This is a genomic window from Paraburkholderia sediminicola, from assembly GCF_046027355.1.
Taxonomy (GTDB): domain Bacteria; phylum Pseudomonadota; class Gammaproteobacteria; order Burkholderiales; family Burkholderiaceae; genus Paraburkholderia; species Paraburkholderia sediminicola_B.
In genome coordinates, this window is sequence record NZ_JAQQEK010000012.1 from 242,847 (window position 1) to 255,666 (window position 12,820).

At 61.6% G+C, this 12,820-nt stretch carries 12 protein-coding genes; 5 read left to right on the forward strand and 7 right to left on the reverse strand.

The genetic code is table 11. The features are described from left to right. Positions 1-171: 171 nt before the first annotated feature. Positions 172-1,158 (reverse strand): ABC transporter substrate-binding protein, encoded by a 987-nt coding sequence (locus tag PQR42_RS21970; protein WP_408387900.1) that lies wholly within the window; start codon positions 1,156-1,158, stop codon positions 172-174. Positions 1,159-1,484: 326 nt separating this feature from the next. Continuing rightward, positions 1,485-2,096: an alpha-ketoglutarate-dependent dioxygenase AlkB family protein gene (locus PQR42_RS21975; protein WP_408387898.1), complete on the reverse strand. Its 612-nt coding sequence runs from the start codon at positions 2,094-2,096 to the stop codon at positions 1,485-1,487. 154 nt (positions 2,097-2,250) lie between these two features. Between PQR42_RS21975 and PQR42_RS21980 the strand changes: the two genes are divergently transcribed. Next, complete coding sequence (locus PQR42_RS21980; RefSeq protein ID WP_408493726.1) at positions 2,251-2,835, forward strand: malonic semialdehyde reductase; 585 nt, start codon at positions 2,251-2,253, stop codon at positions 2,833-2,835. 31 nt (positions 2,836-2,866) lie between these two features. Here the strand turns inward: PQR42_RS21980 and PQR42_RS21985 are convergent, their stop codons facing one another. After that, entirely contained in the window at positions 2,867-3,196 is a 330-nt protein-coding gene (locus PQR42_RS21985) for a hypothetical protein (RefSeq protein WP_408206145.1), read from the reverse strand. Positions 3,197-3,586: 390 nt separating this feature from the next. Between PQR42_RS21985 and PQR42_RS21990 the strand changes: the two genes are divergently transcribed. Continuing rightward, positions 3,587-4,750: a metallophosphoesterase gene (locus tag PQR42_RS21990; RefSeq protein ID WP_408206147.1), complete on the forward strand. Its 1,164-nt coding sequence runs from the start codon at positions 3,587-3,589 to the stop codon at positions 4,748-4,750. A 19-nt stretch (positions 4,751-4,769) separates the two neighbouring features. Here the strand turns inward: PQR42_RS21990 and PQR42_RS21995 are convergent, their stop codons facing one another. Then, positions 4,770-5,294, reverse strand: a complete 525-nt coding sequence (locus tag PQR42_RS21995) for a hypothetical protein (protein ID WP_408387894.1) — start codon at positions 5,292-5,294, stop codon at positions 4,770-4,772. Between the two features lie 654 nt (positions 5,295-5,948). Here PQR42_RS21995 and PQR42_RS22000 point away from each other — a divergent pair. Further along, complete coding sequence (locus PQR42_RS22000) at positions 5,949-6,656, forward strand: MgtC/SapB family protein (RefSeq protein ID WP_408206151.1); 708 nt, start codon at positions 5,949-5,951, stop codon at positions 6,654-6,656. A gap of 161 nt (positions 6,657-6,817) precedes the next feature. Then, the gene (locus PQR42_RS22005; protein WP_134965407.1) at positions 6,818-7,072 is read left to right on the forward strand and encodes a GlsB/YeaQ/YmgE family stress response membrane protein; all 255 of its coding nucleotides are present in this window, start codon (positions 6,818-6,820) and stop codon (positions 7,070-7,072) included. Between the two features lie 72 nt (positions 7,073-7,144). Here PQR42_RS22005 and scpC read toward each other — a convergent pair whose 3' ends face one another. The 3 genes from scpC to PQR42_RS22020 all read right to left on the reverse strand — a co-directional run bounded on the left by scpC (position 7,145) and on the right by PQR42_RS22020 (position 11,409). Further along, entirely contained in the window at positions 7,145-8,659 is a 1,515-nt protein-coding gene (scpC, locus tag PQR42_RS22010) for a succinyl-CoA:acetate CoA-transferase ScpC (protein WP_408445862.1), read from the reverse strand. Positions 8,660-8,847: 188 nt separating this feature from the next. Beyond that, on the reverse strand, positions 8,848-9,069 hold the full coding sequence (locus PQR42_RS22015; RefSeq protein WP_408206155.1) for a hypothetical protein: 222 nt from the start codon (positions 9,067-9,069) through the stop codon (positions 8,848-8,850). Between the two features lie 171 nt (positions 9,070-9,240). Then, positions 9,241-11,409: an FUSC family protein gene (locus PQR42_RS22020; RefSeq protein WP_408387890.1), complete on the reverse strand. Its 2,169-nt coding sequence runs from the start codon at positions 11,407-11,409 to the stop codon at positions 9,241-9,243. Between the two features lie 202 nt (positions 11,410-11,611). Here PQR42_RS22020 and PQR42_RS22025 point away from each other — a divergent pair, with 202 nt between their 5' ends. Then, a complete protein-coding gene (locus tag PQR42_RS22025) occupies positions 11,612-12,607 on the forward strand; it encodes a LysR family transcriptional regulator (RefSeq protein WP_408206159.1) in 996 nt (331 codons plus the stop codon). Positions 12,608-12,820 lie beyond the last annotated feature (213 nt).

Below are 12,820 nucleotides of genomic sequence, written 5' to 3' on the forward strand. Positions count from 1 at the left end.
AGCCTCCAGCCGGCATTGCGCGGAAAAGAGGCCGCCCGCTGCCCAAGCAGACGGACGGCCAGGCACCACTGGAGAAACCTTTTTTCGTGTGTCGGTACTGCGCTTCCTGTCGCGCGTTGTTCCTTGCGTCTACGTCCGTTTATGACGGTCAGGAAGCCTTATCAATTGACGTCAGTACTTGCGCGTCGGCAGTGTCTGCGCAGCGACGCTCATCGGGAAGACCGTCTCTTCCGTCAGGATCCGCTTGGGCAGCGGCTTGCCGGCCACCACATCCTTCACCGCCGACATCAATTGCGGACCCAGCAGCGGACTGCACTCCACATCGACGTTCATCTTGCCCGCAGCCATCGCCTGGAAGCCGCCCTTGGTCGCATCGAACGAAACGACGACGATGTCCTTGCCCGGATGCATGCCGGCCTCTTCCATCGCCTGGATGGCGCCGAGCGCCATATCGTCGTTATGCGCATAAACTATATTTATTTTATTTCCATATGTCTTTATAAACGCTTCCATGACCTGCTTGCCGCCGGCCAAAGTGAAGTCGCCGCTTTGCGAGGCGATGATCTTGAATTTGGGATCGCTCTTGATCACTTCGATGAGACCCGAGTGCCGGTCGTTAGCAGGCGCCGAGCCGACCGTTCCCTGAAGTTCAGCGATGTTGACAGGGCCTTGGTCGTTTTTATAGTGATCCGCGAGCCAATGACCACCGCGCCGGCCCTCTTCCATGAAGTCCGAGCCGATCATCGTCACGTACAGCGAGGTGTCTTTCACGTCGATGTTGCGGTCGGTGAGAATCACCGGAATCTTCGCGGCTTTAGCCTCGCGCAGCACCGGTTCCCAGCCCGACTCGACGACCGGCGAAAATGCGATCACGTCGACTTTCTGCGCGATGTAGGAGCGGATCGCCTTGATCTGGTTTTCCTGCTTCTGCTGCGCGTCGGAGAATTTGAGCTTGATCTTCGCCTCGGCCGCCGCGGACTTGACCGATTCGGTGTTGGCGGTTCGCCATGCGCTTTCCGCGCCGACTTGCGCGAATCCCAGCGTGATCTGTTTGTCCTGCGCGTAAGCGCCCGGCGTGGTCAGCGTCAGCGCACCGAAGCCCGCGCAGAGTGCGAGCGCGCCCAACGCACGACATGCGGCGCGTCGTGTATTCGCCATGACTGTCTCCTGATCGTTGTTGTGTAGGCGACCCATCGAATCCGCCCAGCCGTTGCGGCCCTCACGGTGCGTGGATCGTGATGTAGCGTAGTGTGTAGGGCGTTAACCGTCCAATCATATGATTCGCGTCGGCGATATCAATTTTGGTATAGGGGTGGTGGCGGTTGTGGCGTGGACGTGGGATGCGCTGTTCAGGTGGCTGGGGTGCGTTGGTTGGCGCGGTGATGCGCTCGGCGCTTTTTTATGCGCTTACGTGCTCTGCGGCTTGCTCGGCTTGCTCGGCTTGCTCGGCTACGCGGCGCCTCTGCCGACCGGAGTGCGCCCCATCAGCGGACATCGACGCGCGGCGTCACCCACCGAAACGTCAGATTGATCCGCTCGCCCGCCACGCGCGGCTCCTTCGGCACCCGATGCCGCCAATCCGCTTGCGTGTTGCCCTTCATCACCAGCAAGCTGCCGCCCTTTAGCGAAAAAGACTGCACGACGCCGGTCTTGTTATGCCGCAGATCGAACGTGCGTGCGACACCCAGGCTCACCGAGGCGATCACCGGCTGAGCGCCGAGTTCGGGCTCGCGGTCCGCATGCCAGCCCATGCTGTCGGTGCCGGTACGGTAGCGATTGATCAGCACGCTATTAAAATGCGCGTTACAAACGGACTCCACGGCGGACTTCAGTTCGGCGACGGTCCGCGTCCATGGCTGTGGCACATTGCGAATGCCCGAATAGACATAGACGGCGTCAGGCTCGCCTTGCCAGGCGGTCAGCCGCGGCAGCGGCACGCGGCCGGCGGGCGTGCCCATCATGTCCTGACGCCATTCGACTTCGTCGATGAGTTGCATCAAGGCCCGTGCCGCCGTTTCAGGCGGCAGCCAATCGGGATACCAGTCGACGTCGGGCGCCGGCAAAGCATCGGGAGATTGCGCAAAGAGATCCGTCATGAGATTGCCTGAGTACGATCGCGCGCTCAAAGCGCGAGCGGATAAGAACCTTGGCTATTATGGCGGCAACGACGACGACGCTCCTACGCGCGCCTTGCGGTTTGATCCGACGCCGCCCTTTTCATTTCACACATCACCTTCAAGGAACAATCAAATGATTCTTTCCGACCAGGCGCTCGATCAGCTTTTCCGTGAAGCGCGCACGCATAACGGCTGGCAGCAAAAACCGGTCGACGACGCCATGCTCAAACAACTCATCGAACTCGTGCTGCTCGGCCCGACCTCGGCCAATTCGAGTCCGGGCCGCTTTGTCTTCGTCAAAACGCAGGAGGGCAAGGAGAAGCTGCGCCCGGCTTTGTCGCCGGGCAATCTGGAGAAAACGATGGCAGCGCCGGTCACGGCGATCGTCGGGATGGACATGGCGTTTTACGAGCATCTGCCGAAGCTGTTTCCGCACGCCGATGCACGCCGCTGGTTTGCCGGTAAGGACAAGGCGATCGCCGACACGGCATTTCGCAACTCGACGCTGCAAGGCGGCTATCTGATTCTCGCCGCCCGCGCGCTCGGCCTGGACACGGGTGCGATGTCAGGTTTCGACGCCGCCAAGGTCGACGCAGCGTTCTTTGCCGGCACGACCGTGAAGTCGAACTTCCTGATCAATCTGGGCTACGGCGACCCGTCGAAACTGTTCCCGCGCAGCCCGCGCTTCGCTTTCGACGAGGCCGCGCGGATCGTCTGATGCACGGCGCCCGAACTGCTGTTGAGTGCGGTCAACTGAAGATCGCCACGTAGAACACCACGGCGCCGATCAATGCGCCAATGAAGCAGAAGCCCTCTTCGGCCTCGTCGCCGTTGGACCGAACCCAGGCCCCGACGACGCCGAACAATCCCGCGATACCCAGAGCGACACTGAGCATCACGACATAGAACAGCGCGCTTTTGCCCAACTCGGAAAAATCGATGTTGCGCACGCCGAAGTACAAGCCGATCGCCATCACCGAAATGACCACGAGCGGCAGCATGACATGGCTGCCCTCGTATCCGACGTGATGCGCATGGTGCGCGTGACGGAACGGGTTGCCTGATCTGAGCAGCTTCATATGCGCCTCCTGCCTCGCCTTCCGGCGGCGACAAAACGAACCGCTAAGCGGACTGCGACGGCTTTCATTGTGGCCCTCGCCCTAGCTTTGATACAAGCCGGCTCTATTTGAGAATAGTCCACGCCTGAACACAATTCAAAGCCCATTTAATTCGACCGTATCGGCCGGCTGAACGACTTATCTGCAGCAGCGTTGATTACTGCAATGCAATATCTTGCGAGCGCCTTTAGCTATGGACGGTTCACCGCAACTGCATCAATTTGGCGCCGCAGGCAAGCGGTTGCACATCTCGGTAGAATGGATCGGCTCGTTCGCCATGGCATTGCCGCAGCCGGCGAGCCGCCGCCGCTCCTCCGCTTGTGCCGGCCCCTTCCCGCCCTGATCCTCTCTATGCGCCGCTCATCGTTTCTTGTTCGCATCATCCTGATTGGCATCCTGCTACATATCTACGTGGGCTTGCGTCTGATTCCAGACATGCCGGTCAATTCCACCGGCCGTTGGCTGTGTGCGTTGTGGCTCGTGCTGTCGATCTTTCTGATTCCGCTCGGCATGCTCGCGCGCACGATCAAACAACAACCGCTCGGCGACCGGCTCGCATGGGTCGGCCTGCTGGCGATGGGCTTCTTCTCGTCACTGCTGGTCCTGACTTTCGCGCGCGACCTCGTGCTCGCTTCGCTTCTGACCGTCGATGCAATCTGGCCGAGCACCGTCGCCATCGCACACTGGCGAACCGGCTCAGCGGCGGCTGTGCCGTTGCTCGCGCTGCTCTCCACGCTCGTCGGCCTGTTCAACGCTCGCCGCCGCGCCAAGGTGGTGACGATCGAAGTGCCGATCGACGATTTGCCCGCCGCGCTCGACGGCTTCACGATCGTGCAGATCAGCGATATTCACGTCGGTCCGACCATCAAACGCCGCTATGTCGACGCGATCGTCGACGCGGTGAATCGCCTCAAGCCGGATCTGATCGCTGTCACCGGCGATATCGTCGATGGCAGCGTGCCGCAACTGACCAAACACACGCAGCCGCTGTCACGGTTGAGCGCGCGCCATGGCGCTTTTCTCGTTACCGGCAATCACGAGTATTACGCCGGCGCCAACGCCTGGATTGACGAATTCCGCCGCCTGGGACTGAACGTCCTGCTCAACGAGCACGTAATCGTGGATCACGACGGCGCACGCGCCGTGATTGCCGGCGTGACCGATTATTCGGCGGGTCATCACGACCCGGCGCACCGCAGCGATCCGGTCGCCGCGCTGGCCGGTGCGCCTGGCGACGTGCTGATCAAGGTGCTGCTCGCCCACCAGCCGCGCTCAGCCGAAGCCGCTGCCGCAGCCGGTTTTACGCTGCAGCTATCGGGCCACACGCACGGCGGCCAGTTCTTCCCGTGGAATTTCTTCGTGCGCTTCCAGCAACCGTTCACCGCCGGTCTCGCGCGATTGAACGGACTCTGGGTGTATACGAGCCGCGGCACCGGCTACTGGGGACCGCCGAAGCGCCTGGGCGCGCCTTCAGAAATCACACGCTTGCGCCTCGTGCCCGGCGAGCCCGACTAAGGTCCGACGAAGGCACCCGTTACTGCGCGGGCGCCACGGCCACGTTGACTTGCGGCGCGAACGCTACCACCACTTGCATGCCGGGTATCACGCCGGCGGTCTTTTCTGGGTCGCGGCTCTGGATATGGAACACCGAACCATTTGGGCCTTTGAGCGCCATGACGCCGGAAGCATGGTCGATGGCCTCGACGTGAGCGGTCACGCGCTGAACCGTGTTCGACTGGCCGATCTGAGCTGCCGCCGCTTGACCGTCCGCACCCTGCGTGACGCTGATCACGGCATTGCGCATCATGCGGATGTGAACCTTGCCGCCTTGCTTGATCTGCGCAAGGTTGTGCGTGTCGGAGATGTTGAACGACGCTTCGCCGCCCTGCCCGTCGAGCACGGTGACCGAATGGTTGGCCTGATCGACCGACTTCACGATTCCGTCTGCCTGCAGCGTGCTGCTGCCTTCAAACGGTGCCGGCAGACCTGCGGCCGACGACACGAGCGGAGCGGCAGCGATCAACGCGCCGGCGATGACGCCAAGAGCTTTAACTTTCATACATTCCTCAATTCGGATGAGCGGCGGAAACAACGACGTCGTGCGGATCGCGACGCAGCGGTATCTGAACGATGCGAGAGCGAAAACCGCGAGAAATAAAAACGCGCATTTGAACGTCCAGGCCGCGCGACGTGTTCCGGGTGATGCAGACAGTGTGTTTTCCGGGATGGACACCGTCAATATTCGGAGTCCGTATTTATGTGGGAATAGTTCGCCCATCAGCCCGGAAATTTCCCCTAAGATGGCATGCAACTGATTCGCCGCCTCGCCTGATCGCGACTTGACTTAACTTTGCAGAGGCGCCTAAAATCCGCCCAGTTCATTTACCCGGAATCACGATCTTGGACAGTAGCTGTAGTACCCGTCGAGCTTCGATTCGCCCGATCGCCTGATCGGCAAGATCTCCGCGCCAGTCTTTACCTGTCGCCGTCTTGCCTTCGGGCCGGCGGTGCACGTCGTTGATACCCACTTATTGCCAGTGAAGTGAAGCGCCGCATGGCTGATGCCGTGCCGACATTGCTCGCCTTTTAGCGCTGCGAGTCTTCGTTCGCGCTGCGCCACGCCTGCACGCGCCCCCGTCCCATCGAGACGGACGTGCCGCTGTCACGCGTACGGTTCACACTGTGCGAATTCGCGCCTCAACCTTGTTTACCGATGACAATTGAATTCGTCTTGCGGCTTCTCGCCGCCTTCGCCTGCGGCGTCGCGATCGGCCTCGAACGGCAGATACGTCAGCGCAATGCGGGCCTGCGCACCATCACGCTGGTCGCGAGCGGCGCGTGCCTGTTCGTCACGCTCGGCGTACTGACCGGCAACGGCACGGCGGGCATCACCCAGATCGCCGCGTATGTGGTCTCCGGCGTCGGCTTTCTCGGCGGCGGCGTGATCATGCGCGACAAGGGTTCCATTCAGGGGATCAACACCGCGGCGACCTTGTGGTGCTCGGCCGCGGTAGGCGTTTTGTGCGGCGCGGGCCATTACGGCCCGGCGCTCGCCGGCACCTTGGTCGTGCTGTTGACGAACACCGTGCTGCGCGAAGTCAGCCGTACGATCAACGCGACGCCGGTATCGAACGCCGACCTGGTCCGCGAATATGTGCTGACAATCGTCTGCCGGGAAGCCGACGAGATTCACATTCGTACCGCCGTCTCCAACTCCATGTATTCGACGCCGCTGTCGTTTCAAAGCCTGACGAGCGAGGATGTCGAAAACGAGCCAGGACGCATTCGTGTGACGGCAACGTTGAAGATGCATCCCAAGGATCAGTCGAAGCTCGAACAGATGGCCAGCCGCATCAGCATGGAAAAGAGTGTCTCCAGCGTCAGTTGGACCGCCAGAGAAGCGGAGCCGACGCCGGAGTAAGCGTAACGCGTAAGTCCCCCATATGCGCGCGCATCGTCTACACTTGATCTGCAATAGATTTAGACAATGTTAATTCCGCGTCCTGAATATGGACTGTCCCATAACCATCGACTAAGCTCTGTCACCGTGAATTTTTCACACTCAACTAGGGAGTCTCGATTATGGAACACGGCATCATTGCATGGCTCATCATCGGCGCGATCGCTGGCTGGCTGGCAGGCGTGCTCGTCAAGGGCGGCGGCTTCGGCCTGATCGTCGACATCATCGTCGGGATTGTCGGCGCGTTCATCGGCGGCTGGCTCGCCGGCGTGCTGCATATTTCGCTGGGCGGCGGCTGGATCGGCTCGATCATCACGGCGGTGATCGGCGCGGTCATTCTATTGTTTCTTGTCCGGCTCGTCCGACGAGGCGCCTGAGCGTAGCACCTGATGTCTTACGGCGTCAGGGGCGAACGCCACCTGACGCCGGTTTGAACTGATCACCCGCCTTTAAAGCTTCGTCTCCACCGCCGGCAACATCGTGCCGGTGTCCCGCAGCCGCGTATGCCAGGCGAAAGCCTGATCCAACTGATGCGGCGTTTGCCCGCCTCCCTTCAATGCTTGCCCGTAGTAGTCGCGCAACAGATCGCGATACAGCGGATGCACGCAATTGTCGATGATCAGCGTGGCGCGCTCCCGCGGCGCGAGGCCGCGCAAATCGGCGAGCCCCTGCTCCGTCACGACCACATCCACGTCGTGTTCGTTGTGATCGCAATGCGGCACCATCGGCACAATGCTCGAAATGCGGCCGCCCTTTGCCATCGACTTGGTCGCGAAGATCGCGCACGACGCGTTGCGCGCGAAGTCGCCCGAACCGCCGATGCCGTTCATCATGTGCGTGCCGCCCACGTGCGTCGAATTCACGTTGCCGTAGATGTCGAATTCGAGCGCGGTATTCAACGCGATCAGACCGAGCCGGCGGATCACTTCAGGATGGTTGCTGACTTCTTGCGGACGCAGCACGAGACGGTCGCGATAGCGCTCGAGTTCGCCGAACACCTGCGCCTGGCGCGCGGCCGACAGCGTGATCGACGCGCCGGAGGCGAACGTCACCTTGCCGGCATCCATCAGATCGAAGGTCGAATCCTGCAGCACTTCTGAATAAATTTCGAAGGCGTCGAAAGGCGAATCGACGAAGCCGGCCAGCACGGCATTGGCGATCGTGCCGATGCCGGCTTGCAACGGTGGCAAACGCTTCGGCATGCGTCCGCGCGATACCTCGTGCTGGAAAAACTCGATCAGATGACCTGCGATCGATTCGGTCTCGGCATCCGCCGGCAGCACCGTGGATGAACTGTCCGCCATGTCGGTGATGACGATCGCCGCGATCTTCTCGCGCGGAATCTCAATGGCCGGCGTACCGACGCGGTCTTGCGGACGGACGATCGGCAGCGGCTCGCGGTTCGGCCTGCGGCCCGGAATCCAGATGTCGTGCAGTCCCTCCAGCGCGAGCGGTTGCGCAAGATTGATTTCGACGATGACCTTGTCGGCGAGAATCGCGAAGCTCGCCGAATTGCCGACCGACGTGGTCGGCACGATGCCGCCGGTCTCGGTGATCGCGGTGGCTTCGATAATGGCGACGTCGAGTTTGCCGAGCTGGTTCGCGCGCAACATCTCGACCGTTTCGGACAGGTGCTGATCGACGAACATGACTTCGCCGCGATTGATGGCGTCGCGAAGCGTCTTGTCCACCTGAAACGGCAAGCGGCGAGCCAGCACGTGTGCCTCGGTGAGCGTACGGTCCACGTCGTGACCGAGCGATGCGCCGGTCATCAACGTGATGCGCAGCGGCTTGCCTTCCTGACGCGCGCGCTCGGCAAGCGCAACGGGGACGGCTTTGGCGTCGCCCGCGCGCGTGAAGCCGCTGGCGCCGACACACATGCCGTCCTGAATCAGAAGCGCCGCCTCGGCGGCTGAAGTGATTTTTGCGCGCAGCTCGGCGCAGCGAATCCGGTCTTGGTACATGAAACTGAGTCTCTCCATAGTCACCAGTCCAGTCTACCGGTGCGCACGTCTATGGTGTGCTTCGCTCAGTAGCCGGATTGTCGCACCCGCCGCGGCGTCTCGATGGCGTCACGGCCAGGTGCTGCGTCGCGCGTCGGAACGTTCGCGACAGGTCTTGCCCGTACTTCAGATATGACGCGTGGCGCTACTTAGCTGCCGAAGTACATGTTGCAGAAGCTGACGGGCCCGACGCACTCTTCAGCCTTGATCGCCGGTACAGCGATGCGGCCTTGCGTGTCGGCATTCGTGGCGCGTTGAGCATTCGCTTGGGCGACCTGTTGCTGTTGTTCCGCGGCGGTCGGCGCCGTTTGTGCATGAGCGACGACAGCGGACAAAGAGCACGCAATCAGGGCAATCTTCAACACATTCATTTCGTTCTCCAGGACTTACGGTTCTGCCGCGTAGGAAACCCTTTTGGGGGACTGCGAGGCAGTGATGAAACTATATGGCTGCCGTTCCCGCGGATAAATGGGGCGGTCCGGAAGTGATCCTTCCATTCTGTAGAAGGATCGATGCACTTAATCGATCGTCGCGTGCATGGGTCAACGTGCGTTGAACGGCGCGTCCTTGTCGAGCAATGCCGTGCGGATGAAGTGCAGGCAACTCAGGATGCGCTGCAGGTCGTGACGCTTGTCGCGATCGGCATGAACTGTTTGCAGCACGTCCTGCGCAATCCACGTGGCCGCGCGCACGGATACGAGCGCGCGCTCGAGAGCTCGCGCGTCGGGTCGCTCGAAGAGCCGCGCGAGGTCGTCGCACATGCGCTCGACGGTGCTGCTCCAGCGCGGATGAAGTGCGTGGGCGTAATCGGCGCGCGCCGCTTCGTTGCGCAGATCGATCACGGCGTGACCCACTTCGAGCGTCGCGAGCATCCAGCGCAATGCATGGCGGCGGCGCCGGGAGCGTCGCGTCAACAGCATGCGCAACTGGGAAGTCAGGTCGTGCGTGCTCGACTGAAAGCGTTGATTGAGACCCGGCAGTTCGTCCTTGCACGCGGACACGACCTGTGCGCGCAGATCGTCCATGATTTTCCCGATGAGCCAGGGCATGTCGGCCGGGAAAACGACCGCGAAGACAAGCGCCCCCAACAGCATCGAAGCGGTGAGCGCAATGCCGTTGTTGATCAGCAGATCCGGCGCGTAGGTGACGACGTTGTCAGGTCCGGCGAGCAGGCAGAAGAACACCGAAAAGCCGATCCCATATCCCGCCGCAAGTTTGCGCGTGGCGATGAACGCGCCGAGCGCGAGCACCGGCGCCAGCATCATGCACAGCAGCGGAAAGCCGTCGATGTTGGGATACACGTAGCACGTGAACAGGTAGCCGGTCATGGTCGCCAGCACGGCGCCGACGGCCATGTGCACAGCCATCTTCGACGGGTTCGGCGCAGTCGACGTCAGCGCGCACGCCAGCGCCGCGCCGATCACCGCAAGGCCGCCGCTCGGCCAGTCCGTCATGATCCAGAACCATCCCGCGATCGCCATGACCACGGCCGTGCGGATAAACGTCAACGCGACGACAAAGGTGTTGGTTTTGCTGACGTAGCGGCTTTTCGTCCGCGGCCGACTGTCGTCACGCTTGTGCTGCGTCACAGATGCGTAGGTCTGCGAATAGCGAATCCATTCATCGATGAAGCGGTACAGCAGTTCCGCCGCCGTATCGAAGTCCGCCAACGCTTCGGCCGGCGCGGCTTCCAGCGGCCGTCTCGTTTCACGCACACGCCGTGGCAAGCTCGCCTGAAAGTGCTGCAGACGGGCGGCCGTACGCGATGCATCCACGGTGACCTCGAACTGCGGCGCCATGAGTGTGGCCAGTTCGTGGAAATACGGCTTGATCGCCGCGACGATCGGCACCGATCCATTTGCGCTCAAACGCTTGAGCAGTTGATGCAGCGCGTGCAACCGCGCGCAGGCATCCATGAACTCGCCGTTCAGACGGCCGAGATGTTGGCTGCGTGAACGCATGGCCGGATCTTCGAAGGCGGCGAAAGTGCGCGTCGCCTCGAAGCCGACGATCTCGTCGACGAGATCCGCAAAGCGCCGCTCGAATTGGCCCCGCTTGATGCCGCGAGCCAACACATCGGCAGCGAACGCAGTAAAATTTCCGTATCGAATTTGTAGCGTGCGCCGCAGTGCGAGACTGGACCGCTGCGGCACGATCAGCGCGCTCACCGCGCTCGAAGACACAATGCCGACCGCCACTTCCGCCGCGCGCGTGAGCGCCGCCAGAAACAGGTCGTGAGGCATCGTCACATTCGGGATGCCGATCAGCGCTGCGGTGTAACCCGCGAGCACAAAGCCGTACCATCTGAAATGCCGATACCGGACCGCTGCCGCAATGCAGGCGCTCACCCAGCCGACCATGCCGAGCATGTACAACTCGGGCTGCTGGACGAACAGCGCGCCGAGCACCAGTGCAGCGACCGTGCCCACCGCGGTCCCGAGAATCCGGTAGAAACTCTTGGCGAGCACCATGCCGCTGAACGGCTGCATCAGCACGAACACGGTGGTCATCGCTATGCGCGGCTGGGGCAGATCCAACAGCATCGCAATGCCGAGCGCCAACAGCCCCGCGGTAACCGTTTTGAACAGATGCAGCCAAACCAGACCGTCGCTGGTCGCCCAGTCCCGAACGGCCGGACTGAGCGCTTGCAACATGACGCCCCACGGCCGGCGGGAATCCGCCGTCGGTTCGATCGCATGTTCGCGTTTCATCTGGAAGCAAGGCGCCCCGGTTGGTCGCTGAAAGAAGCGCCGGCGAAGAAGGCTGCTCACACCGGCAGGCAAGGCGCCGATTGTAGGAGCATACGATGCGCGCATTAAGAGGACGGCCGCGGAACGTCCCTTCCAGAACGAACAACAATGGGCACTCGGGACAGGCGGACAATACGGCTTCAGCCGTGAAATAGAAGGATCGATGGATACGTTACAAAATATGCGAGTGTTCGTGCGCGTGGTCGAAGCCGGTAGTTTTACCGCCGCCGCGCAGTCGCTCAATTCGACGACCGGCGCGATGTCCCGTGCGGTCTCGGAACTCGAAGCTCATCTACGGACGCGGTTGCTCAACCGTTCAACGCGACGGCTCGCGCTCACCACCGCGGGCGAACGTTATCTGAAACGATGTCAGCAGATACTTGCAGATGTCGACACGGCGGAAGAAGAAGCCAGCTGCGCGCACGAGCGCCCGAGCGGCGCTTTGCGGATGCACAGTTTTGCCAGCATCGGCCAGCATTACGTGCTGCCGGCCATCTCGCGCTATCGCGCGCTGTATCCGGAGGTGACGGTCGAGCTGACGTTGTCGCAGCGCATGCCTGATCTTTTCGAAGGCAGCGCGGATGTCGCGGTAATCGGTGCTTCCACTTTGCCTGATTCGGAACTCGTGTCGCTTCCGCTGGGGACGACTTTTAGCATCATGTGCGCGTCGCCGGCGTATGTGCGCGCGCACGGCGCGCCGCAACAGCCGGCCGATCTGGCGCACCACGAGTGTTTGATTCTGCACACGCCGGCGTTCCCGCCGCACGATTGGGTGCTCGATGGGCCGAATGGCAGTGAAATGATGGAAGTGAATGGACCGGTGCACGTGAACATCGCCGAATCACTAATTGTTGCGATTCGCGAAGGGATGGGCATTGGCATGCTGCCGCTGTACGCTGCAATCTCCGGATTGCGTGATGGCACGTTAGTGCGTGTATTGCCGGAATATACCGCGCAGAAGATGAATGTTTACGCGTTGTATCCGTCGCGTAAGTTCATCGATGCGAAGACGCGAACTTGGGTCGAGTTCCTGCGTACGCATCTGCCGAAAGTCATTGCACGCGATGAGGCCCTGCTTGCAGAAGTCGGCGAAGCGCAGATCGGCGATGGCGTGGTGCCCGCGGGCGCGAGCGGCGGTGGAGATGTAGCGACGCGGTAAGAGTCACACCGCAGTTGGAGTTGTTAGGTGCCGCTAGCTGCGCGTGTGCGGCGGCGGTGCTGTGCTCTGCTGCGCGGGTGTCTGCAAAGCGGAAATGGCCGTTGGCGGAGTGTGTTGCAACGATTGCTGGGTGCGGATAGCAAACTGCAGTCTTTTAACCGCCCGTTTCTCGCCTCTTTTCCGCCGCGGTAAACGCAGAAACCCCACCTTTGC

What these genes read in the sequence shown, in the direction of transcription:
- PQR42_RS21985 (WP_408206145.1), bottom strand. Translation starts at nt 3,196, where the DNA reads ATGAAGCTGCTCAGATCAGGCAACCCGTTCCGTCACGCGCACCATGCG.
- PQR42_RS21995 (WP_408387894.1), bottom strand. Translation starts at nt 5,294, where the DNA reads ATGAAAGTTAAAGCTCTTGGCGTCATCGCCGGCGCGTTGATCGCTGCC.
- PQR42_RS21980 (WP_408493726.1), top strand. Translation starts at nt 2,251, where the DNA reads ATGATTCTTTCCGACCAGGCGCTCGATCAGCTTTTCCGTGAAGCGCGC.
- PQR42_RS22025 (WP_408206159.1), top strand. Translation starts at nt 11,612, where the DNA reads ATGGATACGTTACAAAATATGCGAGTGTTCGTGCGCGTGGTCGAAGCC.
- PQR42_RS21970 (WP_408387900.1), bottom strand. Translation starts at nt 1,158, where the DNA reads ATGGCGAATACACGACGCGCCGCATGTCGTGCGTTGGGCGCGCTCGCA.
- PQR42_RS22005 (WP_134965407.1), top strand. Translation starts at nt 6,818, where the DNA reads ATGGAACACGGCATCATTGCATGGCTCATCATCGGCGCGATCGCTGGC.
- PQR42_RS22000 (WP_408206151.1), top strand. Translation starts at nt 5,949, where the DNA reads ATGACAATTGAATTCGTCTTGCGGCTTCTCGCCGCCTTCGCCTGCGGC.
- PQR42_RS21975 (WP_408387898.1), bottom strand. Translation starts at nt 2,096, where the DNA reads ATGACGGATCTCTTTGCGCAATCTCCCGATGCTTTGCCGGCGCCCGAC.
- scpC (WP_408445862.1), bottom strand. Translation starts at nt 8,659, where the DNA reads ATGTACCAAGACCGGATTCGCTGCGCCGAGCTGCGCGCAAAAATCACT.
- PQR42_RS22020 (WP_408387890.1), bottom strand. Translation starts at nt 11,409, where the DNA reads ATGAAACGCGAACATGCGATCGAACCGACGGCGGATTCCCGCCGGCCG.
- PQR42_RS21990 (WP_408206147.1), top strand. Translation starts at nt 3,587, where the DNA reads ATGCGCCGCTCATCGTTTCTTGTTCGCATCATCCTGATTGGCATCCTG.
- PQR42_RS22015 (WP_408206155.1), bottom strand. Translation starts at nt 9,069, where the DNA reads ATGAATGTGTTGAAGATTGCCCTGATTGCGTGCTCTTTGTCCGCTGTC.